We start from the raw sequence: 26143 nt of genomic DNA on the forward strand, positions 1-26143 counted from the left end.
AGGTAACCCGGGATTTAAATATAGAATTGACTAATTTATATTTTCACGAATTTTTCGTTTTTATTGTCGTAGTTAATATAGTACGCCCCTTTTTTCAAGTTTGTACAATCTACATTATCTCCAACACCCTTCTTCACAATGTTGCCGTAAGCATCATATATTTCATACTTAGTTTCAACAGCTGCTCCATCAGCAATAAATTTGATTACATCTTTAACCTTGAGTGGAGTAATTGTTGGTTCCTTGACATTGGTTGGAGTAAAAGTAGTTTCCGGTGATGGACGTTTTTTACCTGTATGGTCAGTTTGAACTACACGTACTTTATTTTCACCTGAGTGCGGAGAAACCTTAAAAGTGTATTTATTGGGTCCTTCAGTTCCTAATCCATCAACTTCTCCAATTGATACCCATTTGTTCCAACGATATTGTTCAATGGTGAATGTGAGTTTGCCTGATTCACCGGTAGTTGTCCATGTCAATGTTCCGTCTGGGGTACATGATATATCACCATCGGCAACAGTAAATGTACTTTTAGGTAAGAGTACTTCAGGATTCAATATTTTTGGCTTGCAACCCATACCGTGCTCAAGCACAATAAATACAGCATCACCAATTCTGAGATTAAACTCAGCAAAATTGATTTCAAATGCGCTAGATTGAATTCCGTCAGAAATAGGATCTCCGTTAACGGTTGCGTTTGTTACACAAAAACCAAATCCGTCTTCATCTTCTGGGTTTTGAACAAAGAGATTTTTTCCCTGATAATGACCTTCAATAGATAAATCAGCAAACGAAGTATAGGAAGCTCCTAAAAAGAGTAAGAGTAAATAACTGTTTTTCAACATGATAGATTTCTTTAAAAACCTTGTAAGTCCAAAAGTTAGTGCAATATTAAAACTAACTTTCAATAAAAACAAGACTAACAGATATTTTTTTTCTACGAAGTTGCCTTATTGGTAGGTAGGTGAAAATTTAGTTCAGATAAGATTTTCATAATTTTGATATATATTTGGCATATTATCAAAACCCGATCGGTTATAAAAAACCGGTAAGCCTATGATCAAAAAATGGATGCTTTTACTGGCAGGTGTGCCGGTTGTTTTTCTTAACTCCTGCGGGGGTTCCGGAGATGACAATAACAATAATGTTGACAGCGTTTCTATGTACGGCGGTACTTTTAATATGCCTATTGGAAGTTATTTCTCTCCAACCCGGGTGGTTGAAGTACAAAAGCTTGAAACAGCCCAGGTCTATGACCAGATTTTAGAAGGATTGGTGAAATACAATCCAAAAACGCTGGAGGTTGAACCTAACCTGGCAACAGGATGGGAGGTTTCAGAAGATGGCCTCACTTACACTTTCACCCTGAAAGATGATGTTTATTTCCATGACCATGAAGTTTTTGAAGGTGGCAAAGGCCGCAAACTAACAGCTGAAGATGTACTTTATACCTTCACTACCATTTACACTGCCGGTCCTGAAAACAGAGCCTACGCTGCATTTAAAAATACTATCGCCGGTGGTGATGATTTCTACAACGGCAAAGCAACAGAAATTTCAGGCATCAAAGCGGACGGCAATAAAGTAATTTTCACGCTGACAGAAACCAGTACCATTTTTCTGCAAAAACTAGCTGCTATTCATGCGGTGATTGTTCCAAAGGAAGCAGTCGAAGCGCCTGAATTTATTCCTGTTGGAACCGGTCCGTTTGTTTACGACAAACGGTCTACTTCTGAAGTAGTGCGGTTAGGTAAAAATCAAAAATATCACGGTAAAGATGAAAAAGGAAATCAATTGCCATACCTTGATTCTGTGGTATTCAGTTATTATGAACATCAAGAAGACCCAATGGAACTTTTCTGGTCAGGTAAAATGAGCTATATTCCAAACGTACCTATCACCAGAATCTCTGAAGTACTTGAAGAACGTATTGCAGACTTTGAGAGCAAACCGCCAAAATATGTTTTGATCAGTGAGCCGCAATTGTCAACTACGTATCTTGAGTTCAACATGACCAATAAAGTACTCAAGAATAAAAACGTGCGCAAAGCCATTAATCACGCAATTAATCGCCAAAAACTGGTTGAAAAAATCATGAAAAATCAGGCCTATGAAATTGGCAAATTCGGGGTTACTCCGCCACTGCCAAAAATATTCAAAGACTACGATTTTGAAGGTATAGAAGATGCATCATACCAATACAATCCTGAGTTGGCAAAAAAATTACTAGCTGATGCAGGATACCCTGATGGTAAAGGTTTTCCAACACTAACTTTCCAGTTCAGATTAGGAAATGATCACTATCTGGTTGCATCAGAAATTCAGAATCAGTTGAGAAGTGTGTTAAATATCAATGTAGAAATTGAAGCTATAGAATTTAATGACCTCATTGAAAACCAAGGTAACGGACGTGCAGATATTTTCCGCACTACCTGGTTTGGTGACTATCCTAGTCCTGAAACCTGGTTGTTGAATGCGTATGGAAAAATTGTACCATCTGATCGTAGCCTTCCATCTTACGTGAATAGTTCGCGTTTTCAAAATGCTGAATATGATAAGTTGTTTGAACAAGGTGTGCACGCATCCACTGAAGAAGAAGCATACAAATCATTTGCTGCTGCAGAGAAAGTACTCATGGAAGAGGCTCCGTTCATCATCTTGTGGTATGGTGAAGACATGATGCTGGTTCAGGCAAGTGTGCGTCAGCTTGAAACGAATGGCATGCGTTATCTTGATTTGAGAAACGTATATTTTAAAGAGCCAACAGCCGACGAATACGCTGAGAAAGAAGATAAAAAATAAAAAATGGCGGCCATGTGAGCCGCTTTTTTTATGGCCGGACTCTATATACACGTTCCATACTGCAAGGTAAAATGTAATTATTGCGATTTTCATTTTTCTACTTCAAGTAAAAATCAGCATGACATGTTAGAAGCCATGTTGCTTGAACTTGAAATGAGAAAAAATTATCTCGCAGATACACCTGTTGAAACAATTTATTTTGGCGGAGGTACGCCCAGCGTAGCCGGTGGTTTATTTATCTCCAAAATTCTTTCTGCCATTCAAGATAATTTTAATGTATCACCTCAGCCTGAAATTACGATTGAATGTAATCCTGATGATATCACAGACCAACTCTTGAATGAATTGGTTGCTGTTGGTGTTAACAGGCTCAGTTTGGGTGTTCAGTCTTTTGATAATGAAGTTTTAAAAATGATGAATCGGGCACATGATTCATCACAAATTTTTAATGCAATCAATCTTATTAAAAATGCGGGCATCGCTAATTCTACGCTTGATTTAATTTATAGCATCCCTGGAAAAAACATGGATTATTGGAAAGAACAGATTGATGTTTTTCTCTCGTTAAACATTCCTCACCTTTCTGCCTATTGTCTTACAATTGAAAAGAAAACGGTATTTGGTGCCATGCATAGAAAAGGTTTATTGGCTCCCGTGACCGACGAACTTGCTCTTGAACAATTTGAGTTTTTAGTAAGCCGGCTACATGACAGGGGTTATGAGCAATATGAAATTTCCAACTTTGCAAAGGATGGATACATTTCAAAACACAACTCAGCTTATTGGCTTGATGAAAAATATCTCGGTATTGGTCCATCTGCACATTCATACAATCTCGAGAAAAGAGACTGGAACATCAGCAACAACGCACGTTACATAAGAGCATTAAAATTCGGAGAGAAATTTTCAGAATCAGAAATGATAACTACAACCATACGGTGTAATGATTATTTGCTTACCAGGTTGCGCACCAAATGGGGAATCAATTTGGACGATCTGCATTATATAGGTGAAGGTAGACTGAATACTTTGAGAAAAAAAACTAATCAATTTTTGAAAGATAATTTACTTGAAATTAACGCTGACGGCAATCTTATTCTCACTAAGGAAGGTAAATTTAGAGCTGATGGAATTACGGCAAGTCTTTTCACGGATGATGAAGGTTGATAAATTGGATTAATTTTGCGCTATGGCTGAAAACTTACTGATAGGGGGTTCAAATCGCGCTGAAAAATATCAAGTACTCATTCCACAAGTGAAGGCGCTTATTGAGGGAGAGGCAGATATCACCGCAAATCTTGCCAATATTTCGGCCGCGTTGAGACAGACCTTTGGATTTTTTTGGGTTGGTTTTTACCTTGTGAGGAATAATGAATTGGTGTTGGGTCCTTTTCAGGGCGATATTGCCTGCACTAGAATCCAAAAAGGGAAAGGAGTTTGTGGTGTCTGTTGGGAAAAATCTCAAACCATCCTAGTTGCTGATGTTGATCAGTTTCCCGGACATATTGCCTGCAGTTCATTGAGTAAGTCTGAAATTGTTGTTCCAATAATTTGTAAAAATCAAGTGGTTGCCGTATTAGATGTCGACTCAGATCAATTAAATGATTTTTCAGAAACAGATAAAATATATCTTGAACAAATTACGTTCATCATTTCCGGCTTATTTACTAATTGATTGGATTTTCCAGAAAAACATATTAATGGGTTCTATGCTCTTTCAGCAAGAGTGAGCAGACGGGCATTGATTTTTTCAATGGTCCTATTACTCAATGGCTGCGCACAAATTGCTGTATTAACCGGAGGACAAAAAGATGAAACAGCGCCAACCATTGATTCTTCGAAGACATATCCAATGAATGGTGGTACTGATTTTTCAGGAGATCGTATTGAAATACGTTTTGATGAATACATACTGCTCAATAAACCCAAAGACAATATTTTAATTTCACCCAGACCTGCGCTTGCACCCATCATTTCATCACATAATAAAACGCTCAAGATTGAATTTCAAGAACCGCTGCTTGACAATACTACATACACCATCAATTTTAATAGAGCAATAACTGATATTACCGAAAAAAACGACTCTGTTTTCCAATATGTTTTTTCAACCGGAACATGGATTGATTCTTTTTCAATTCGGGGAACAGTCAAAGACGCATGGACAAATCTGCCTGCTGAAAATTTTGTTGTGGCGCTTTACCCGGTTATTGATTCAGTTCAATTTGACTCTATTCCAAAAAAACTCAAACCTACTTACCTTGCGCAAACTGACAACCAAGGAAATTTTGTGATGAACTATCTGCATTATGGCTTGTATTATGCAATTGCTTTTGATGACAGAAATAAAAATTTATATCTTGATAATGACGAAGCCTTAGCCTTTTTACCGGAAAAAACTATTCTCGTAAATGATGAAAATATACGAATTTCTTTAGTTTCATTTTTACCTAACCAAACCCAATCTGATGTCAAAAAAATAAACTTTTCAGCGCCTGGTAGAGTAGAAGTTTTGTTAACTGCACCGGCAGATTCTTTTGTAATAGAAACACCAACATGTGCACTGCTTAAAGAAGAAACAGGACGCAATGACTCCTTAATATTCTGGCTTGACAAGGTACCCGTGCCAAAAATGATTTTTACGTATCATTTAAATGGGATACCTGATACCATAAAACCGGTTTATAAAAATGCTGAAAAACCTGCCGGCCTGAATATTAAGGCCAATACGGATGCACAAACTAAAAAGCTGAAACCTGCTCAAAATTTAGAGCTAACTTTTTCTGAACCAATTCTACAAAGTGATGTTCAATATGATCTCATTAAACTATATGATAAAGATTCAAATCTACTCAGTCCTATCATTTCATTCATTGGTCCGCGTACAATGGTTATTGAGAATTTATCAGAAAATAATATGAGACTGGTGATTGATTCTGGTGCTGTAAATTCAGTTTACGGAACTGGTTTGAATGAGGAATATACAATTGAATTTTCTCAACATCCGCAAACCTGGTACGGAACATTACTCGTCAATATCGCAACCGAAAACCAACAATCCGCCATCGTCTATTTGTTGTTTGACGGAGAAATTATAGACACTGCTGTTTTTGCAACAACCTTAAAATTTGAACAATTAACGCCCGGAAACTACCAGTTGCAAATTATTTTTGACCAAGATCAAAATGGAGTTTGGACCAATGGGTCGTTGCACGATGTGCGTTTGCCTGAAAAAGTTGTCTACTTTAATGAAGCAATTACTGTGCGCTCACGATGGGATTTGGAAATTGATTGGATACTAAGTGATATAGAAAACTAACAGATATGGGGTTTATCAAAGATTTTCTTAAACGTAAATTCTATATTTTTAAAGTGAGAGATCGCTTTTCTGCTTCTGTGCAAATTCATCAACGAAAATTATTCCTTGAATATCGCAAGGCAGCGCAAGAAAATAAATTGCCTGCTCTTAAAGACACCGGTTTTCGCGTGTTTTCTCAATTTGAAGAAGATGGAAAAATTTTATTCATTCTTTCTTTATTAGGCATGCCACAGAAAACATTTCTTGAAATAGGCTCTGATGACGGAATTAATAGTAACTGTGCTAATCTTGCGTTCAACTTTGGGTACCACGGCCTCTTTCTTGACGGAAATGAAAAGGCGATTAAGCGTGGTCGTGAATTTTATGCAAAGTATCCACATCCTTACATGTATGCTCCAAAATTTACTTGTGCAAAAGTGACAGCAGAAAACATCAATCAGCTTGTTACAGATGCCGGATTATCTGGAGAAATTGATATCATGTCTATTGATATTGACGGTAACGACTATTGGATTTGGAATGCGCTCAATGTGGTGAAACCAACTGTTGTGATCATTGAAACACATGTTGAATTTGGTATGCGCAATATTGTGGTGCCTTATGACCCAAATTATTTTTACCCGGGTAAACATCCGGTTTATCATGGTGCTAGTCCGGTTGCGATGATTAAACTTGCTCAAATGAAAGGATATCGTTTGGTTGGCGCTAACGATCTTGGCTTTAATTTTATTTTTGTTAGACAAGGAATCCTTGAAAGTGAGTTACCTGAAGTTTCTGTTGAATCTGTTCTTTCTCATCCTTCTGTAAAAGAATCATGGAACAGATTTGAGCCAATCAAAGACTGGAAATTTCTTGAAGGTTAATTTCCTTTTTAACTTGTGTCAAGGATGTTGTTGGCATGATTTTTCTGTTTTGTCTTGAAAAACAAATTCAATTGTTGATAATATTCTGGAACTTACGGAACCTGAATTTTTAATTTTACTGCGAGAAAATTTGCAGTATGAATGTACTAGTTTTAGGGTCAGGTGGAAGGGAGCACGCAGTAAGCTGGAAAATTGCCCAAAGTTCACAAATTGATAAACTTTTTATTGCTCCGGGAAATGCCGGCACAAATCAGGTTGGTACAAATGTGGACATTGAAGTGGATGATTTTGAAGCCTTGCGTGATTTTTGCGTTGAAAACAAAATTGATGTCGTTTTTGTTGGACCTGAAGGACCTCTGGTGAACGGAATTGTAGATTATTTTAGAAGTGACAAACAAGTTGCTCACATTGCCATGATTGGCCCTGACAAACAAGCTGCGCAGTTGGAAGGAAGCAAAGATTTTGCAAAACGCTTCATGAAAAAATATAATATTCCTACTGCTAGATTTCTAACTGTTACAAATGAAAACATTGAAGATGGTTACACTTTTCTTGACTCGCTCAAACCACCTTTTGTATTAAAAGCTGACGGTTTAGCTTCTGGCAAAGGCGTGCTCATTTTGAAAACAATAAAAGAAGCAAAAACTGAACTCAAGACTATGCTTGACGGAAAATTTGGTCAGGCATCTTCACAAGTTGTTATTGAAGAATTTTTAAAAGGAATTGAATTGTCTGTTTTTGTTATTACAGATGGAATTTCATATAAAATTTTACCTGAAGCAAAAGATTACAAAAGAGTAGGGGAGGCTGACACTGGTTTGAATACCGGCGGTATGGGGGCCATTTCTCCCGTGCCTTTTGCCGCAGGTGGTTTTATGGATAAGGTAGAAAATCAAATCATCATTCCTACCATTAAAGGATTGAAAGCAGAAGGAATTGATTATCGTGGATTCATATTTTTTGGACTCATCAATGTGAAAAATGATCCTTTTGTTATTGAATATAATTGCAGATTAGGTGACCCGGAAACGGAAGTCGTTATTCCTAGATTGAAATCTGATTTATTAGAATTGTTTGAAGGGGTTGCAACACAAACATTATCTGAGCGTGATGTGGAATTTGATGAGCGTGTAGCAGCCGGTGTCATGCTAGTTTCAGGTGGATATCCTGAAAAATTTGAAAAAGAAAAAAGCATTAGTGGGTTAAATAATATTTTTGACTCAATGGTTTTTCACGCAGGCACAAAACAAGATGGACCTGCCGTGCTTACCGCCGGTGGACGTGTATTGTGTGTAACATCTCTTGGAAAAAATCAAATGCGGGCACTGGATAAAACGTACGAAAACGTGGCAAAAATCAAATTTGATAAAGCGTATTTCCGAAAAGACATTGGTTTTGATTTGGATGATCAGGTAGATTAAAGCACAAATTATTTATCTTTACTGAAAGCGGTTGTCATGGATGATGGTCCCCAGACGGTACTCATAATTTTGATAAGCCTGATTTTTTCAGCTTTTTTTTCAGGTGCTGAGATTGCATTTGTATCGGCCAATAAACTGAAAATTGAGCTGGATTATAAACAAGGACATCTCAGCGGAAGAATACTTCACTATTTTGTTCAACATACTTCCCGGTTCTTATCTTCATTGCTTGTTGGAAATAATCTTTCATTGGTAATTTATGGCCTGTTCATGGCTAAACTTCTTGCCCCGGTTTATGGGCAAATTGCGCAAGAACCTTTTCTCATCATTTTGCTTCAAGCTATTAGTGCTACGCTTATTGTTTTGGTAACTGCTGAATTTTTGCCCAAGGTATTTTTTGCACTCAACCCAAATAAAAAATTGCAGTGGACAGCCATCCCACTGCTCATTTTTTATGTTCTGTTATTTATTCCCACAATTATTATTACGGCAGTTTCAAAATTGTTACTGCGTTTAATTGGTGTTAAAACAATTGAAGCCCAACCCTCTTTCTCACGGTCTGACCTTGATCGTTTTGTTAGAGATATTGACGAAAAAATGGAAGGCAAAAGTGAATTGGATAATGAAATTCAAATTCTCAAAAATGCATTGGAATTTTCAAGCGTCAAGGCGAAAGACTGCATGGTTCCTCGCACAGATATTGAAGCGATTGCAATTGACAGTTCACTTGCGGAATTGAAAAATAGGTTCATTCAAACCGGTTATTCAAAAATTTTAATCTATCGTGACAATACTGATAACATGGTGGGCTACGTGCATGCCTTTGAGTTATTTCATGAGCCAAGTTCAATTCAACAAATTTTATTTCCGGTTTTCATCATTCCTGAAAATGCCCTGGTGAAAGAAATTTTATCACAGTTTACCCGTACTAAAAGAAGCATTGCAGTGGTGGTTGATGAATTTGGTGGTATAGCCGGCATGGTGACAGTTGAAGACATCATTGAAGAAATTTTTGGAGAAATCAGAGATGAGCATGATGTAGAAGAAGAGATTGAAAGGGTTGCGGGTCAAAAAACCTGGCTCTTGTCCGGCAAACTGCAGATTGATTATTTGAATGATAAATACAGTTTTGATTTACCAAAACTTGATAGCTTTGAAACCCTCGCAGGGTTGGTGCTTCATAAACTTGAAGACATTCCTGACGCTGGAGCAAAAATTGAAACAGAAAAATTAATTATTGAGGTGATTAGCGCCACCGATACGCGCATTCTAAGCCTTAAAGTGAGTTTAAAATAATATGCAACCATTTATTGGATGTTATTTTTATTTAAAATTCACCTGTCTCGGCTTGATCTCATTGAGATGCCATAATAATTTTGTATATTTGACATTCATCAAAAACGGATTGGGATGTTTAAAGGAAGCAGCAGTAAAGCAGAAGCCGTGAATTCACCAGACAAGTTAAACCGTCTGGTAGAAGGTACTTCAGTAAAAGGTGATGTAAAAACCGATAGCAACTTCAGGTTGGACGGCGAATTAATTGGCACCCTTAATACCTTAGGCAAGTTGGTTGTTGGTCCGCAAGGTCGTATTGAAGGAGATATTATATGCGGCAACGCGGATATTGAAGGAGAAGTAATAGGCAATATCAGAGTGGATGGAACCCTTCTGTTAAAAGCCACTGCCAACGTAAAAGGAAATATTATAACACAAAAATTGGGCATTGAAACCGGGGCAACTTTCAACGGCAATTGTCAAATGGGTAAAGATATTTCCACACAAAACTCTGTTCCATTGAATCAGCCATCTGAAAATGAGCTGGTATACTAATGACTCAAGCCGGTAAAAAAAAGCAAGGTCCAAATCCTTATATCCGGTTTTCATCGGTGGGTGTTCAAATGGGTTTGATGATTGGCGCCGGAGCTTGGGGAGGCTCAGCGTTAGATAATTATCTTAAATACCAAAAACCTGTTTTCACTATTGTTTTCAGCTTGCTGGCTATTGGTATATCCCTGTTCCTTGTGATCCGTGAGGCAATCAGACTTTCAAAAGATGAATAATAAATTACTTTTTACTCAAATTGTCGTGCTGATTGCCGGGCTTGCGGCCGCATGTGTGCTGCATTATTGGCTGGTCAACACTTTGTTATTGCAATACTTCATTCCGCAAACCTGGATTATATATTTGGTGGTGACATTACTTACAGTTTCTACCGTGGTGGTGGTTACCTATCGTTACGCAAAGCAAAAAACGAGTGCAGCCATGGCCTATTTTGTTATGGCTTTTATTAAAATGGTGATCTCGGTTTTATTCCTTCTACCGTGGCTCATAAATAAAACACCATTAACAAAACCGTTCGTTTTACAATATATTATTGCTTTTTTTATTGCACTCTTTATAGAACTGGCTTTGATAGCCAATGTTTTAAACCAGAAATCCGCGCTGTCAGTAAAAAATGATTAAAATCAATTTTATCATTTGGTGATAACAAGTTTTTATACCTAATTTTGCAGCGCTTTTTCGGAACAACCTTCTCCGGCATACACAGAAGCGTATGAACAAACGTGTAAAAATTCTCGTCTCTCTTGTTGCAGTCCTGATTCTGTCTTTAGTTATTTATCCTGTGGCTTTTGCAACCAGTCCGGAACATAACGAGACGCATGAAGCGGAAACTTCACATGACCAACATGCTGAAGCTACTAAAGAATTTAATACAGCTGAACACGCAACGCACCATGCCAAAGATGCGCACGAGTTTCATTTCACAAATAATTTTGTTATTCCGCTCCCGGTTATATTATGGACAGAAAAAGGTCTGATAACATTTATGTCCTCAGAGTTTCACCATGATGATAAAGGACACCATGTAGTTGAAAAAGAGGGATTGAAATTTATTAAAATTCACGAGAAAATTTATCAGTTAGAAGCGGGTGAAGATCATGCCGTTCTGGATGGACAACATCATCCAATGAATGCTAAGGCAACGTTGGATATTTCGCTTACAAAAAATGTGATCACCATGTTTTTAGTTGCAATTCTGATGATATGGATTTTTATGGCCAGCGCAAAACATTACAGAATGGGTTCTCCGGCGGCTCCAAAAGGAATTGCAGGGTTTACTGAACCGTTGATTTTATTTGTGCGCGAAATCGCAACCGATAATATTCATGGGCACGACAAATACAAAAAATTCATGCCGTATTTATTGACCGTATTTTTCTTTATTCTGATCGGAAATTTGCTTGGGTTGATTCCTTTCCTTGCAAATCCTAACATGACCGGTAGCATTTCAGTGACCATTGTACTGGCAACATTTACTTTCATTGTTCAAATGATTCATTCTAAAAAGGCATTCTGGGCTCACATATTTGCGCCTCCAGGGGTACCTTGGGCTTTGTGGCCAATTCTGATTCCGATTGAATTTGCTGGGATTTTTATTAAACCGGGCGCTTTAGTGATTCGTTTGTTTGCAAATATTACCGCCGGGCACATCATTGTGGTTTCTTTGATCTCAGTAATTTTTGTTAATCAAAATATGGGATGGGCAGCCTTGTCAGTACCAATGACTTTGTTTATTTCTGTTCTTGAATTGCTTGTGGCGTTTTTGCAGGCGTATATTTTTACCATGTTGTCAGCATTGTTTATTGGCACGGCGGTAGATGAAGGACATCATTAATTGTGTAATTGTTTAATTAAATATAAAGTAAAATGGGATCAACAGGAATCGCAGTACTTGGAGCAGGTTTAGCTGTTATCGGTGCCGGAATTGGTATTGGTAAAATTGGTGCTTCTGCCGTAGAATCAATGGCAAGACAGCCTGAGATTGCAGGTAAAATTCAAACCGCAATGATCATCGCAGCGGCGCTGATTGAGGGTGCAACTCTCTTCGCAGTCGTTGTTGCTATGATGGGGTAATTAAAGGCTGGTGCAGAGGATTGCTCTGCACCACTTTTTTTGATTAAACAGAATATAAAAATAAGATACTATGGATTTGATTACACCCGCAATTGGGCAGATGGTTTGGGCAAGTATAGTTTTCGTGCTCTTATTATTCTTGCTGGCAAAGTTTGCATGGAAACCAATTTTAAAATCGGTAGAAGAGCGTGAAAAAACAATTTCAGATTCAATTGCATTGGCTGAAAAAACGCAAGCTGAAATGAAACAACTTCAGGCACAAAATGAAACGCTATTGCGTGATGCACGTGCTGAAAGAGATTTGATGATTAAAGAAGCTGCTGAAACCGGCAAAAAACTTATTCAGGATTCAAAAGACGAAGCAAAAATTCAGTTCAATAAAATTGTTGCAGAGGCGCAGGATGTAATTAAAGCTGAAAAGGCAGCTGCATTGGCTGACTTGAAAACACAAGTGGCTTCTTTCTCTATTGAGATTGCTGAAAAAGTGATCAAAGGAGAATTATCATCAAATGACAAACAAAAAGCACTCGCTGATAAACTGGCAGGTGAAATTAATCTTAACTAATCAGCATGAATACCAGAGTAGCGTCACGATATGCACAAGCTTTGCTTGATCTGGCAATTGAGCAGAATCAGCTCGACCGGGTGGATGCTGATATGGCATCACTGCATGATGTTTGCCAGGATTCAAAAGATCTGACAAGCGTAATGAAAAGTCCGGTAATTTCACCATTCAAAAAGGTTGAAATTTTGAATACCATTTTTGGAAAAACAATGAACCAAATGTCATTGGCTTTTATGTCTTTGATTGTAAAAAATTCAAGAGCGGCATTGTTACCTGAGATAGCTGAAAGTTTTATTCACCTGAGCAAAAAACATCGCAATATTTTGGATGTTTATCTTACCGCGGCACAGCCACTTGACCAATCAGTAAAAGATAAAATTTTACTCAAAGTGAAAGCGGTCCATAATGGACAAATTAATATCATTGAGAAAACTGATCCACAATTGTTAGGTGGATTTATTGTACGCATGGACGATCGTCAGATTGATGCATCAATTGCAAATCAACTGACAAACCTTAAGAATATATTATTAAACTGAAACAGGCTTGGCCTGACTAAAGCTAAATTAAAATAACATGGCAAACATTAAACCAGCAGAAGTTTCTGCAATACTGAGAGAACAGTTATCCGGTTTTAAATCGGAGGCAGAACTTGAAGAGGTAGGCACCGTGCTCCAGGTGGGTGACGGTATTGCACGCGTCTACGGACTTTCAGGTGTTCAATATGGTGAAATGGTGGAATTCCGCAACGGACTGCGCGCTATTGCACTGAACCTTGAAGAAGATAACGTCGGTGTCGTTTTGCTTGGTAAATCTGACGAAATTAAAGAAGGAGATACAGTAAAACGTCTTGGATTAATTGCCTCATTGAAAGTTGGTGAAGGCATTGTTGGACGTGTGGTTGATACCATGGGTAATGCTATTGATGGTAAAGGACCAATTCAAGGTGAAACTTTTGAAATGCCATTAGAGCGTAAAGCACCCGGTGTAATTTTTAGACAACCGGTAAATGAACCATTGCAAACGGGTATCAAAGCTATTGATGCCATGATTCCAATTGGTCGTGGACAACGTGAGTTGATCATTGGTGACCGTCAAACCGGAAAAACTACGGTTGCTATTGATACGATCATCAATCAGAAAGAATTTTACGACAAAGGAGAGCCGGTATATTGTATTTATGTTGCAATTGGACAAAAAGGATCTACCGTTGCAGGATTATTGAAAAAACTTACTGATGCGGGCGCAATGGCTTATACTACAATTGTTGCAGCTAACGCATCTGACCCGGCTCCAATGCAATTCTATGCTCCATTTGCAGGTGCTGCTATCGGAGAATATTTCCGTGATACCGGTCGTCCGGCGTTGATTATTTATGATGACTTGTCAAAACAGGCGGTTGCTTATCGTGAGGTGTCTTTGCTTTTAAGAAGACCACCGGGACGTGAGGCTTATCCTGGTGACGTATTCTATTTGCACTCACGTTTGCTTGAGCGTGCTGCAAAAGTGATTAAAGATGATAAAATTGCTTCTACCATGAATGACCTTCCTCCTTCATTGCGTGGAAAGGTAAAAGGCGGTGGATCGTTAACTGCTCTTCCAATTATTGAAACGCAAGCAGGTGACGTGTCAGCTTATATTCCAACAAACGTAATTTCTATTACTGACGGACAGATTTTCCTTGAGTCAAACTTGTTTAACGCGGGTGTACGTCCTGCAATTAACGTAGGTATTTCTGTGTCACGTGTAGGTGGTAATGCGCAAATTAAATCTATGAAAAAAGTGGCAGGTACACTTAAGTTGGATCAAGCCCAATATCGTGAGCTGGAAGCATTCGCAAAATTTGGATCTGATTTGGATGCTGCTACTAAATCAGTACTTGATAAAGGTGCGCGCAACGTAGAAATTCTTAAACAAAATGAAGGAGATCCGTTTACGGTAGAGAATCAGATTGCTATTATTTATGCCGGTTCAAAAGGATTACTTTCTAACGTGCCGGTAAATAAAGTGAAAGCGTTTGAAAAAGAATATCTGACCTACTTGAATGCACAACACCGTGATGTTCTTGATCAGTTGAAGGCAGGAAAGTTTGAAGATGCAATCACATCGGTACTTGAAAAAACCGCAAAAGAAATTGCATCTAAATACTAAAAAAGTCACTTTGAAAAATGGCTAATTTAAAAGAGATACGGAATCGCATTACATCAGTTGGATCTACCATGCAGATTACTTCTGCCATGAAAATGGTGTCAGCAGCTAAATTGAAACGTGCGCAAGATGCCGTGATTAAAATGCGGCCGTATGCTGAAAAGCTTCATCATATTCTTGGCAATCTTTCTGCCTCATTGGATACTTCAGAGAATGAATATTCAATGCAGCGTGATGTGAAAAATGTATTGCTTATTGTGATGAGTTCTAATCGCGGTCTGTGCGGTGGTTTCAATAACTACGTGATTAAAGAAGCTTTGCGTCAGGCTCGTGAGACATACAAGGATCAAAATGTTGCCGTGCTAACAGTTGGAAAAAAAGCAACAGACACATTTAAAAAATCAAATTACTATATCAAAGGATCTGATTTACCAAAAAATTTAGATGATGTGTGGGGCACGCTCAATTTCGCTACGGTTGGTCCTATTGCTGAAAAAATCATGAAGAGTTTCACCAATGGTCAAATTGATAAAGTTGTTTTAGTTTACAACCGTTTCAAAAATGTGGCAACACAGGTGGTTACTGTTGAACAGTTTTTGCCAATTGTGCCGAAAAAACAAGATGAAAAATCAGCAAATCTTGATTATATATTTGAACCTTCTAAGGAAGAAATTGTGAGTGAATTGATTCCAAAATCATTAAAAATTCAATTCTACAGTGCCTTACTTGATTCGTTTGCAGGTGAACACGGTGCACGAATGACTGCGATGCACAAAGCAACAGACAATGCCACTGCACTGAATAAAAAACTTAAACTAGAATACAATAAAGCACGTCAAGCTGCAATTACAAATGAAATTCTTGAAATTGTAGGTGGTGCTGAAGCCCTTAATGGATAAACAATTCTATTGATTTCTTTAAATCCCGATTGAACAACTTGTTTGATCGGGATTTTTTTATTTCCTGTGATAACTGACCCTAAAAAATTCATAGTCACGAATTCTGCGTAATTTTATCACGTGACAAGATGAGGTATACTCATGTTAAGTCAACAAATCAATTGTATATGATTATTGAAATTGAAGATAAACTGGTTTCATCAGAACTTTTTACCAAAGATTTTGTATGTAACCTGCAGGCATGCAAAGGCGCTTGCTGTTTAGAAGGCGACACGGGTGCACCACTTGAGAGAAAAGAAATTACCTTAATTGAAAAAAATCTGGACAAAATAACTCCTTTCATGACATCTGAAGGAATAGGAGTGGTGAATCAACAAGGTGTTTTTTATCATGATCCTTTTGGTGATCCGGTTACGTCATTAGTAGAGGGTAAAGATTGTGTTTTTGTTTTCAGAGATGAGCAGGGAATCACCAAATGTGCAATTGAAAAAGCCTACCGCGACGGGAAAATAGATTTTAATAAACCCATATCTTGTCATTTGTATCCTATACGTACACGCAAACTTGCCAAACATGAATCACTCAACTATGATAGATGGTCAATTTGTGATGATGCCTGCAAATTGGGTAAAGAACTTCAGGTACCGGTATTCAGATTTTTAAAAGAACCAATCATCAGACGATACGGTGAAGCCTTTTTCAAAGAACTTGAAATAGCCGAAGAGGCAATAAAAAATCAAGCAAAAGAAAAAAAGAAATCAAAGTGAAAATCAAGAGATGGCTTTCAATTTCGGAAAAAAAGATAAACTGTGCTCAACCAAATTGATTGATGAAATTTTTTCCCGCGGAAAAGAAGTGAAAGTTTATCCATATGTATTGAAGTATCTGATAATAGATGAACAAGATGGTGCAAGCGTTAAAATTGCCTTCTCAGTGCCAAAAAAAAGGATTCGTAAAGCCGTGAGTAGAAATTTAATCAGACGAAGAATGAAAGAAGCATATCGGCTGAATCGTGCGGATTTTATGAACCTGGTTGATCAACACAAAATGCATTTAGCTGTTTTTTTGATTTATACCGGCAAAGAAAATGAGACGTACCAATTTATTGAAGAGAAAATAAAACTAATTTTAAGTGAGATAAAAACCAAATTGTTTGTATGAAACTCCGTCAACTTATTCTCATTCCCCTGATTTGTTTTGCTGCATTTGGTAATGCACAGACCAATACAGATTTTGAGATCATCAAAAATCTTGAACTATTTGAATTGGTTTACAAACAGGTTGACATGGAGTATGTGGATGAGCCCAACCCGGGCCACCTGATGAGAGTTGCCATTGACGCTATGTTGAGAGAGTTGGATCCATACACGGTTTATATTCCTGAATCACAAATTGAAGATTTGAAATTGATGACCACCGGGCAATATGGTGGAATTGGTGCGCTCATTCAACAACAAGACAATCACGTGGTAATTTCAGAACCGTATGAAGGCTGGCCGGCAATGAAATCAGGCTTAATGGCAGGAGATATTTTTATTGAGATCAATGATCGGAATGTTGAATATTTAAGCTCATCTGAGGTGTCTGATGTACTCATGGGTAAACCGGGCAGTGAGGTAAAAATAAAAGTGAAACGGCAAGATCAATACATCACTAAAACAGTAATTCGTGAAGAGATAAAACTGAAATCAGTACCCTATTATGGTATGATTGATCAAACCACGGGTTATCTGAAATTCACATCATTTACACGCGGAGCTTCAGAAGAAGTTTTACAGGGTTTTTTAGCATTGAAAAAATCAGGCATGACAAAATTTGTTTTTGATTTGCGCGGCAACGGTGGAGGCCTTCTGGATGAAGCCGTGAAGATTGTCAACTTTTTTGTAAATCAGAATGAAACTATAGTGTGGATGAAAGGGCGCAAAGAAGATGACATCACCATTTGGACTGCCGTTAACAAACCGGTTGACACTGAAATACCAATTGTTGTGTTGATTGACGGAAATTCAGCATCTGCCAGTGAAATCGTCAGTGGAGCTTTGCAGGATTTGGATCGTGCGGTAATAGTGGGGCAAACTTCTTATGGTAAAGGATTAGTGCAACGTCCGCTAGATTTAAAATATAATGCCAAACTAAAAATTACCATTGCAAAATATTTTACCCCAAGCGGAAGATGTATTCAGAAACTAGATTATTCAAACCGAAACATTGGTCAATCTGCACAAAATATTTCTGACTCTCTCATCAATAAATTTAAAACAAAAAATGGCCGTGAGGTGATTGATGGAAGAGGAATTGAACCAGACTTGCCGGTTGCATTGCCAGAATACAGCCGACTCACCGCTATGTTGGTGATTGAACACATCATTTTTGATTTTGCTACACAATACCGTATTCATCATGAGAATATTGCACCTGCACGTGAATTCAAAGTGACTGATGAATTGTACTCTGAATTTATAAACTATGTAATGACACAGAATTTTACCTATACAACGGCCTCAATAGAGCTGATGGAAAAATTGAAGCAAACCGCCGAAATAGAAAATTATTTTGCAGATGTTACGAATGAGTACAACGCATTGCTTGAAAAACTTAAACCATCAAAAGAACGTGACCTTGCAAAATTTAAACCTGAAATTAAAGAACTACTTGCTGATGAAATTGTTGGAAGATATTACTTTCAAACCGGACGTATAGAGTATGCATTAGTTGAAGATCCATTTATTCTTGAGGCGGTTAAAATATTAAATGATTCACCACGTTACAAGCAAGTACTTCGCATCACGGAATAATTATTATCACCAGTGAAATTTACTAAATAGTGCGGTATTGATTGTTTGACAAAATTCCATGTTTGATCAGTGGCTTAAAATACCGGCTCATTATTATCTGCGCATTACGGCGCTGATTATTCTTGCAGTGGGAGTGTCTGTGTCAAATGTATTAATGAGCATTGGCGCAATCTGGATTATTTCAAACTGGCTCATTGAAGCAAAATTCTCTGACTATAAATCGCGTATTTTACGTTCTCCTGAGTTGCTTTTAATTCTTTGCTTTTTAGCTTGGACAATGTTGAGCGCAGCATGGAGTGATGATTTCTGGTTTGCGTTTAAAGATGTCCGTATAAAACTTCCCCTGCTTGCAATTCCGCTTGCGCTGGGAAGTGGCAAACCGTTGGAAAAAAATGTACTTCCATTTATTCTTTTTGTGTTTATTGGGTTGGTGCTTTACACGAGTGTATACAACTATGTTGCATTTAATATTCATGATCAATCACAAGATATTCGTAAGATGTCTCGTTTTATTTCTCAAATTCGTTTTGCAACGTTGGTGAATCTTGCTGCATTTATCTCAATTGCTTTGGTCATTGAGAAAAAATGGAGATGGTATTTGGCTTTACCTGTTTTTATCTGGCTAAGCTTCTATACTTACAAAGCTCAGGTTGTTAATGGGTACGTGTTGTACACGGTATTATTTGTTTTTACCTATGTTTATTTTATTGTCAGATCAAAAAAATATTATGCAAAAATTGGTTTGTTTCTGGTATTTTTTGCGTTGATATCTTTTGGTGTAATTTCAATCAACAAAATGATTGGCCGATATAAGGGTCTTGATAACGTTGATTACAAAAAACTTGAATTTTATACACCCAACGGAAATCCTTATTTTCATGACACAACGCAAACGATTACTGAAAATGGTCATTATGTTTGGATGTACGTATGCCAATACGAACTGGAAAAAGAGTGGAATGAACGCGCCTCAATTCCTTATGATTCTCTTGACTTGAAGGGTCAACCCATGTTTGGAACTTTGATGAGATATCTCACTTCAAAAAATTTTCATAAAGATTCTGTCGGTGTATGGTCACTTGATGAACGCGAAATTAAAAGTATTGAAGCAGGTTGTACGGGCATCAATATGAACAGCGGTCTAGAGGCTAGGGTACATTCTTTTTTATATGAATGGGACATGTATCAACATGGTGCTGATCCAAATGGATTTTCTTTTTTACAACGAATGGAGCACCTCAAAGCTGCTAAAATTCTTGTAAAAAAATATTGGTTATTTGGCTGTGGCATAGGTGATCTTAAAACTGTTTTTGATGAGTACTATGCTGAAACCAATAGTTTACTTTTACCTGAAAACAGATTGCGTGCACACAATCAATTTTTAACGGCATGGATTGCAACCGGGGTAGTTGGTTTTACTTGTACCCTATTCTTTTTTTTAGTGCCTGTTTTCAAATTCAACCGAAATTATTTTTCTATGATCTGCCTACTTTCCATCTTCATTTCTTTTTTAAGTGAAGACATGTTGGAGACACAGGCCGGAGCAACTATTTTTGCTTTGTTTTATTCTTTGGGAATTTTCAAAGCAACTGAGGGAACAGAATAGATCAAATTAGCTAATCATGCTGCAACTCATCAGCAGGCATGTTTTCACCGTTTAAATATCTCAGCATTTTTTGGTACTGGTGCACATTGGTAAACCAACTGTTGAATTTGAGTTTTTTTCCTTGCACAAAAACGCGATTCCCGCTTATACAAATCTCATTTTTTTGTTCCCATTTATATGTTTTGGAAATTTCTCCAAAGAGCCCTGTCACAGTAATTTCATTTTTAAAACAACAGATATATGGCTTTCTCAGCCTGTTGATTCCCATCACAACTATACCAATTGATAAAATCAAATACAGGAAATAAAAAAAATCCTTCAAAATCAGAGCACCCAGAATAAAAATAACCGAAAACAAAACGCCGGTGAGTATGTGAAATGTTGCAAACGCTTTCATATACCACACCTCAATTTCAGGTTCTATAGATAGGGTTGTTTTCATAGATTATAAACAAATATCTATGAATTATTTTATTTAACAGTGTCACTAACAAAAATGTATCTACAGTATTTTGGCGGCATGAAGTGGATTATTTTGATTTTTTTACTTGGTACAGGTTTTATTTTATCAGGACAAAAAACTTCTGTCACCATTCTCATTGACCCGGGGCATGGCGGTAAAGATCCCGGTCACCTGCCACTGACAAATGACATTGGACAAGAGAAGGAAATTGCGCTTATTATTTCTACTAAACTGGGTATTTATCTTTCTACTAATTTATCTAATGTAAACGTGCTGTACACGCGCACCGGAGATACCTACCCAAGTTTGGATGAACGAGTTGAAATGGCTAATTCAAACAACGTAGATTACATGTTGAGCATTCACGTGAATGGCAGTGACAACCCTGAAACGCACGGAACAGAAACACATATTCATAGTTTTGATGCTAAGGTTTCTTATCAATGGGCATTATTAATTGAAGACCAATTTAAACGTCGGGCAGGAAGAAAGAGCCGAGGTGTAAAAACACTAGATGATATTGGTCACTCATTGCAAGTATTAAAATACACAAAAATGCCGACGGTTTTAGTTGAATGTGGTTTTCTGACGAATACCAACGAGGCTACTTTTTTAAATTCAGATTACGGTCAAGATATTTTGGCGTCAGCAATTTTTAGAGCAACGCGGGATATGCTGAAGAAAAATCATCCTGATATTGATTTTAGTCCTGTAACAAATCAAGTAACACAAACTGATCAAAAGTCAGGGCCTGTTTATAAAATTCAAATTATGTCTTCAGTTGATTCTGTGTCAACTAACATTGAGCAATTTAATAAATTGGATTATCCGGTAGAACGAGTTCATGTTGAAAGTGCAGGTAATTTTAAGTACAAGTATTATGTTGGTCCTTTCACCGATAAACAAGAGGCCAAAAAAGTGCAGAAAGACGTGCAGGCTAAAGGTTTTGCTGATGCTTTCATTGTTCAGTTTGATTAATCAATTTATTTAAATCACTCATTAATAGTTGGATAAGTCAAAAAAAAGACTTATATTGCTTTGTTGTTCCATAAAAACTGACTTACTATGGCTACTATTTTTGAGACCCGACTTATTGGAAACATTGGCAAAGACGCAACGGTGAAATCCATGGAAAAAGGCGTAGTTGCCATCAATTTTCCTGTTGCTCATAATAAAAACTGGAAAGATAAGCGCACCGGTGAACAGCGCACAAAAACAACCTGGGTAAATTGTACTATCTGGAAAAGAGAAGGTGCCAATATGCGCATCCTTGATTTTCTTAAAAAAGGAACTTTGGTGGAAATAACCGGAACACCTTTTGCTAAAGGCTATCTGCAAGAAGATAATAGTGTAAAAACTGAAATCAGACTCAATGTTTCTCGCACGAATATTTTGAGACCATCAGGTGGTTCACTTAGAAAAGATGATGAGTTTTTTGATTTTGATGAGGATGAATTTGATTCAGAGTCTACCGATTCTTCTCGCGCATTGGAAGAGCTTGAACAAGATCTTTTTTAATTCTCTCATTCATCAGCATTTCAACTTGTGTACATTTGTGTATGCATGATTCAGTTTTTGGTTTCCGCCTGAACGTACCGGGGCGAATAAATTTTCTGCTATGCAGATCACGGATAAAATTATTATCCATTTTTTTCTTTACACTTCTTTCAACGTGTCCCTTTGCTCAAACAACTATTTGCACCTTGGAAATGGGTGATAGCGTAATCCAGGTAATCAATGAAAACTCAGAATCAAAAAGTGAAATTTTATTCATCAATGTGCATGAGAATGAGTTGACCAGTGTTGAGGCTTACCGAAAATTTGACCTTGAAAAAAAGTATCAATTCATTTGGTTACAACACAATATTACCAGACGAATTTATTTTAACCATCACGATGTTGTTTACAGCGTTGATCCAAATCGTATTTTCACACATGCCGGAATTGAAGAAACCATTGCCTATGACACACTCTTCAGCAGAAAAGCTGAACGCATGGCTAAATCTTTTGCGCATGATATATTGAAATTGTTGCGCAGTGCAGGTTGGGTGATATCATTGCACAATAACACGCCAGACAATTATTCTATTTTCAGTTATCAAGTCGGTGGTGATGAGTATGGAAATGCTGCCCAAATACATATTGATCAAAACATGGATCCGGATGATTTTATATTCACTACTGACAAGAACTTGTATGATCATCTTTCACAATTGCCGGTAAATATTATTTTGCAGGATAATAATAACTGCAAAGATGATGGATCACTCTCAGTTTATTGCGGCAGAAAAGGAATTCCGTATGTAAATATTGAAGCTGAATATGGTCATTTAACTGAGCAGGTTAAGTTGATTGAAATGGTAGTCTCTGAAATTGTCAGCATGAACGAATGAAAAAAAGCACTCCAAGTCAATGAAGTGCTTTCCCCTTTTTGTTATGAAACCCAGAAAATGTTATGATGGCCGGTGTATCTGGCCCCAAAAAAGCGTGTGTGAGTAAAAGAACCGTTTACCATCATCACAACATCTTCAACTTGTTAATCTTATTATGGATGTCGGATTATTGAAAAGGTAACCTCTCGAATGGTTTTTATTCAATTATTTGGTTGGGAACTATGACAAACTACTGTGCATCGTAAAAAAACAAAAGTCCCCTCGCTTTCTACGGGAGACTTTTGCCGTTACATTAGTTGCAAATCGGAAAACTGCAAAAATTCCGACTTTGTCTTTGAGGGCAAATTGATTGCCGATTTCATGTCACCCTCAAAAAATGGAGCTTGCTGAAGGCTCTCTGCTTATATATGTCAACATCAATAAAAGGTAACCAAGGGAAAAATTTGAATTGAAAAATATTTTCAATAACATGAATGAATAGTCTCATTTACAGGGATATTTGATTCATTTATTTCAATATAATTATCATTATTCCTCAACTTTTTCTTTCATGTAGGATTGTTCAATACATTAAATTACTATATTTGCCCTCGCTTTTAGCGAAAATAAATTCCTCCTTAGCTCAGTTGGTTAGAGCATCTGACTGTTAATCAGAGGGTCTCAGGTTCAAGTCCTGAAGGGGGAGCAAATGATAGAGCCGGTTTCTGACCGGCTTTTGTTTTTACCTTCATTCAATTGCACATAATTTTGTGACGCTTTCCAGATATAGTGACATCAGGCTGAATATTGTATAGTTGGCATGAGTGTGGCTTAAATTAGTGGTTATTCAAGTAATTCGCCGTAATGAGTCTAATGACTTATTCTACTATGGTAATTAATTCTGCGCAAAAAAAAAACAGACCCTAAAGTCTGCCTTTCTTTTTCATAAGATTTGCGATTATTCAAGAATAATGCGCTCGTATTTATTGTCGTAATTCACGTGGTAAACACCTTTTTTCATGTTCTCACATACAACCTTAGAGTTCATTCCTTTTTTTACAATGTTCCCGTAGCTGTCAAAAATTTCATATTTAGTTTTAACCGGTTTGCCGTCTTTTTTGAATTCAATTGCATCACCGGTTTGTTCCATTTCTGGCTCAGGGCATGATTCACACGTAAAGGAAATTTCTTGAGAGTTTCTTTTTTTACCGGTGTTATCAGTTTGGCTGATGCGAATTTTATTTTCACCTGAGTGAGGCGTGATATTGAACGTGTATTTGTTTAGTCCTTCAGTTCCAACGCCGGCAACTTCACCAATTACCACCCATTTATTCCAGCGAAATTGTTCAATCTGATAAGACAGTTTACCAGACTCACCGGTGGTTGTCCAAGAAAGAAGACCATCAGCGGTACATGACATTTCACCAACTTCAAATGTGCTTTTTGGTAGTAAAACTTCAGGATTCAATAGTTTTGGATTGCAGCCATCTTCATGTTCTACAACAACTAAAACCGGATCACCAATTTGAATATCAAATTCGGCCATATCAATCATGAATGCACTTGAGTGAACTGAGGCAGATGTTGGAGTGCCGTTTACAGTTACGCGATTGATACAGTAGCCAAATCCGTCTTCACTTTCAGGACTTTGAACTATCAGATTTTTTCCCTGATAATGTCCCTCTACTGAAATGTTTGAAAATACCGGTAATGCTAGTATCGTGGTTAAGCATCCGGTGATTATTATTTTTTGAATCATTCCTTCTCTCATTTCGTTTGCAGTTATTTTGTGTTTGTTGTATAGCAACTACTATACCAAAAAACTTCGACAAAGTTACGACTTTTCGGGTTCAGAGCAATAAAAATGATCGATGAGTACGTTAAATGTTCGTTAAAATACGGCATTTCAACAGGTTTTCACGGGCTTGTTAATTCTTTAACTTGCTCAAAATCAGAATTTATATGAGAAACCAATGCCTATTACCTCTTTAAACTGTGTGCGCGGACCGGTATTTCCGTCTGCATCGGTAATATCAATATCATCATCATAAATCAAATGCGTTGCAAGGGTAGCTGAGATATATTTGTTCACTTTAAATTCTATAAGATTTTCCCAGTTGACATCAATGTTCTGTGGATTATTGGCATAATTAGAAAACAAACTCAGCTTAGACGTGATGGTAATATTTTCCATCACTGTTTTTTTGTAGGAGAAGCGCACATACCCTCCATACTCAAAACGAGTTTTTGAACCCTTTGTAACAATATTTCCCAAGTCATCATAAGTAGCTTCTTGAACACCATAAGCACCAGCGTCTGCAAGAGAATCATCATTGACAAAGGTCATTTTCATGGTGATTGGAGAAATAAACGCAGTAAAATATTCACTGGGTTTATAATCCATACCCGCAGCACCAAGCAAATAGGCAGGAGCCATGAATCGTGAAATAACTAATGAATCATTGGGATAAGTATAACCCGGAGTAGATTGCGTATTGAAATTGATCAGCCCGGCGTAGTACCATTTTTCAGATGCCATTCTTCCATATTTAGAAACAAGGTCAATCTTATCATCTGTTTTCATAAACACGCCGTTTCGTAAAGCCATACCTGAACCCTGACGCAAAATTCCGTAACCCAAATCCAAAGAGTTATCCCAGGTTGATTTTCCAATTTTTAAATTGGCATACAAACTCACAATGCCGTTCAATGCAATGGAACTTTGACCACCGGCGGCCCAATTGGTTAATCCAACTTGTGAAATATTCAATGCCGTGAGTCCGCCTTTTTCCATCCATCCAATGAATCAAGCCTTATTTCTTTCAGCTTGTCTTCTTTTTCTGTTACTTGATTGTATGCAGAAAATCCTGAAAATAACAGAATCAACACAAGGTAAAATTTAGATTTTGACATATACTTTTTTATTCTATAATTTTTGAAAGACAATAAAAAATAGCAGAGTTCAACTTGATGGA

The 26143-nt window shown here is 37.3% G+C and carries 28 protein-coding genes and 1 tRNA gene; 24 read left to right on the forward strand and 5 right to left on the reverse strand.

Features of this window, described 5'->3' with window-relative positions:
* Positions 1 to 35 precede the first annotated feature (35 nt).
* Complete coding sequence (locus tag IPH66_12055) at positions 36 to 845, reverse strand: hypothetical protein (GenBank protein MBK7130081.1); 810 nt, start codon at positions 843 to 845, stop codon at positions 36 to 38.
* 211 nt (positions 846 to 1056) lie between these two features.
* Between IPH66_12055 and IPH66_12060 the strand changes: the two genes are divergently transcribed.
* The 20 genes from IPH66_12060 (at position 1057) to IPH66_12155 (ending at position 20333) form a co-directional block, all read left to right on the forward strand.
* Positions 1057 to 2802 carry a peptide ABC transporter substrate-binding protein gene (locus tag IPH66_12060; GenBank protein ID MBK7130082.1) on the forward strand — a complete coding sequence of 582 codons (1746 nt, stop codon included), beginning with the start codon at positions 1057 to 1059 and terminating at the stop codon, positions 2800 to 2802.
* A 30-nt stretch (positions 2803 to 2832) separates the two neighbouring features.
* A complete protein-coding gene (hemW, locus tag IPH66_12065; GenBank protein MBK7130083.1) occupies positions 2833 to 3969 on the forward strand; it encodes a radical SAM family heme chaperone HemW in 1137 nt (378 codons plus the stop codon).
* Between the two features lie 22 nt (positions 3970 to 3991).
* Complete coding sequence (locus IPH66_12070; GenBank protein MBK7130084.1) at positions 3992 to 4477, forward strand: GAF domain-containing protein; 486 nt, start codon at positions 3992 to 3994, stop codon at positions 4475 to 4477.
* A gap of 78 nt (positions 4478 to 4555) precedes the next feature.
* On the forward strand, positions 4556 to 6121 hold the full coding sequence (locus IPH66_12075; protein MBK7130085.1) for an Ig-like domain-containing protein: 1566 nt from the start codon (positions 4556 to 4558) through the stop codon (positions 6119 to 6121).
* A 5-nt stretch (positions 6122 to 6126) separates the two neighbouring features.
* On the forward strand, positions 6127 to 6984 hold the full coding sequence (locus IPH66_12080; GenBank protein MBK7130086.1) for a hypothetical protein: 858 nt from the start codon (positions 6127 to 6129) through the stop codon (positions 6982 to 6984).
* Positions 6985 to 7121: 137 nt separating this feature from the next.
* Positions 7122 to 8405 (forward strand): phosphoribosylamine--glycine ligase, encoded by a 1284-nt coding sequence (purD, locus tag IPH66_12085; protein ID MBK7130087.1) that lies wholly within the window; start codon positions 7122 to 7124, stop codon positions 8403 to 8405.
* 69 nt (positions 8406 to 8474) lie between these two features.
* Entirely contained in the window at positions 8475 to 9701 is a 1227-nt protein-coding gene (locus tag IPH66_12090) for an HlyC/CorC family transporter (protein MBK7130088.1), read from the forward strand.
* A 114-nt stretch (positions 9702 to 9815) separates the two neighbouring features.
* Positions 9816 to 10235 (forward strand): polymer-forming cytoskeletal protein, encoded by a 420-nt coding sequence (locus IPH66_12095; GenBank protein MBK7130089.1) that lies wholly within the window; start codon positions 9816 to 9818, stop codon positions 10233 to 10235.
* Complete coding sequence (locus tag IPH66_12100; GenBank protein ID MBK7130090.1) at positions 10235 to 10465, forward strand: AtpZ/AtpI family protein; 231 nt, start codon at positions 10235 to 10237, stop codon at positions 10463 to 10465. Before IPH66_12095 ends, IPH66_12100 begins: the two co-directional genes overlap by 1 nt.
* Positions 10458 to 10868, forward strand: coding sequence for a hypothetical protein (locus IPH66_12105; protein ID MBK7130091.1), 411 nt, complete (start codon positions 10458 to 10460; stop codon positions 10866 to 10868). Before IPH66_12100 ends, IPH66_12105 begins: the two co-directional genes overlap by 8 nt.
* A 91-nt stretch (positions 10869 to 10959) precedes the next feature.
* On the forward strand, positions 10960 to 12081 hold the full coding sequence (gene atpB / locus IPH66_12110; GenBank protein ID MBK7130092.1) for a F0F1 ATP synthase subunit A: 1122 nt from the start codon (positions 10960 to 10962) through the stop codon (positions 12079 to 12081).
* Positions 12082 to 12113: 32 nt separating this feature from the next.
* Entirely contained in the window at positions 12114 to 12320 is a 207-nt protein-coding gene (gene atpE / locus IPH66_12115) for an ATP synthase F0 subunit C (GenBank protein MBK7130093.1), read from the forward strand.
* A gap of 70 nt (positions 12321 to 12390) precedes the next feature.
* Positions 12391 to 12885 carry a F0F1 ATP synthase subunit B gene (atpF, locus tag IPH66_12120; protein ID MBK7130094.1) on the forward strand — a complete coding sequence of 165 codons (495 nt, stop codon included), beginning with the start codon at positions 12391 to 12393 and terminating at the stop codon, positions 12883 to 12885.
* 5 nt (positions 12886 to 12890) lie between these two features.
* Entirely contained in the window at positions 12891 to 13424 is a 534-nt protein-coding gene (atpH, locus tag IPH66_12125; protein ID MBK7130095.1) for an ATP synthase F1 subunit delta, read from the forward strand.
* Between the two features lie 37 nt (positions 13425 to 13461).
* Positions 13462 to 15036, forward strand: coding sequence for a F0F1 ATP synthase subunit alpha (locus IPH66_12130; GenBank protein ID MBK7130096.1), 1575 nt, complete (start codon positions 13462 to 13464; stop codon positions 15034 to 15036).
* Positions 15037 to 15053: 17 nt separating this feature from the next.
* Positions 15054 to 15932 (forward strand): ATP synthase F1 subunit gamma, encoded by an 879-nt coding sequence (gene atpG / locus IPH66_12135; GenBank protein ID MBK7130097.1) that lies wholly within the window; start codon positions 15054 to 15056, stop codon positions 15930 to 15932.
* Between the two features lie 170 nt (positions 15933 to 16102).
* Positions 16103 to 16699 carry a DUF3109 family protein gene (locus IPH66_12140; protein ID MBK7130098.1) on the forward strand — a complete coding sequence of 199 codons (597 nt, stop codon included), beginning with the start codon at positions 16103 to 16105 and terminating at the stop codon, positions 16697 to 16699.
* A 10-nt stretch (positions 16700 to 16709) separates the two neighbouring features.
* Entirely contained in the window at positions 16710 to 17093 is a 384-nt protein-coding gene (locus tag IPH66_12145) for a ribonuclease P protein component (GenBank protein MBK7130099.1), read from the forward strand.
* Positions 17090 to 18727, forward strand: coding sequence for a S41 family peptidase (locus IPH66_12150; protein MBK7130100.1), 1638 nt, complete (start codon positions 17090 to 17092; stop codon positions 18725 to 18727). The genes IPH66_12145 and IPH66_12150 overlap by 4 nt, the downstream gene beginning before the upstream one ends.
* A 58-nt stretch (positions 18728 to 18785) precedes the next feature.
* A complete protein-coding gene (locus IPH66_12155; protein ID MBK7130101.1) occupies positions 18786 to 20333 on the forward strand; it encodes an O-antigen ligase family protein in 1548 nt (515 codons plus the stop codon).
* Positions 20334 to 20343: 10 nt separating this feature from the next.
* Here IPH66_12155 and IPH66_12160 read toward each other — a convergent pair whose 3' ends face one another.
* Entirely contained in the window at positions 20344 to 20775 is a 432-nt protein-coding gene (locus IPH66_12160) for a hypothetical protein (GenBank protein ID MBK7130102.1), read from the reverse strand.
* A 78-nt stretch (positions 20776 to 20853) separates the two neighbouring features.
* Here IPH66_12160 and IPH66_12165 point away from each other — a divergent pair, with 78 nt between their 5' ends.
* The 4 genes from IPH66_12165 to IPH66_12180 all read left to right on the forward strand — a co-directional run bounded on the left by IPH66_12165 (position 20854) and on the right by IPH66_12180 (position 23874).
* The gene (locus IPH66_12165) at positions 20854 to 21774 is read left to right on the forward strand and encodes an N-acetylmuramoyl-L-alanine amidase (protein ID MBK7130103.1); all 921 of its coding nucleotides are present in this window, start codon (positions 20854 to 20856) and stop codon (positions 21772 to 21774) included.
* An 87-nt stretch (positions 21775 to 21861) separates the two neighbouring features.
* A complete protein-coding gene (locus IPH66_12170) occupies positions 21862 to 22314 on the forward strand; it encodes a single-stranded DNA-binding protein (protein ID MBK7130104.1) in 453 nt (150 codons plus the stop codon).
* A gap of 191 nt (positions 22315 to 22505) precedes the next feature.
* On the forward strand, positions 22506 to 23189 hold the full coding sequence (locus IPH66_12175) for a hypothetical protein (GenBank protein ID MBK7130105.1): 684 nt from the start codon (positions 22506 to 22508) through the stop codon (positions 23187 to 23189).
* Positions 23190 to 23800: 611 nt separating this feature from the next.
* Positions 23801 to 23874 (forward strand) — tRNA-Asn (locus IPH66_12180).
* A gap of 252 nt (positions 23875 to 24126) precedes the next feature.
* Here the strand turns inward: IPH66_12180 and IPH66_12185 are convergent.
* The 3 genes from IPH66_12185 to IPH66_12195 form a co-directional block, all read right to left on the reverse strand.
* Positions 24127 to 24939, reverse strand: a complete 813-nt coding sequence (locus tag IPH66_12185) for a hypothetical protein (GenBank protein MBK7130106.1) — start codon at positions 24937 to 24939, stop codon at positions 24127 to 24129.
* A gap of 180 nt (positions 24940 to 25119) precedes the next feature.
* Complete coding sequence (locus IPH66_12190; GenBank protein ID MBK7130107.1) at positions 25120 to 25962, reverse strand: DUF3078 domain-containing protein; 843 nt, start codon at positions 25960 to 25962, stop codon at positions 25120 to 25122.
* Positions 25935 to 26081, reverse strand: a complete 147-nt coding sequence (locus tag IPH66_12195; GenBank protein ID MBK7130108.1) for a hypothetical protein — start codon at positions 26079 to 26081, stop codon at positions 25935 to 25937. Before IPH66_12195 ends, IPH66_12190 begins: the two co-directional genes overlap by 28 nt.
* Positions 26082 to 26143: the final 62 nt, after the last annotated feature.

This window comes from Crocinitomicaceae bacterium (assembly GCA_016708105.1).
GTDB lineage: Bacteria > Bacteroidota > Bacteroidia > Flavobacteriales_D > Crocinitomicaceae > JADJGJ01.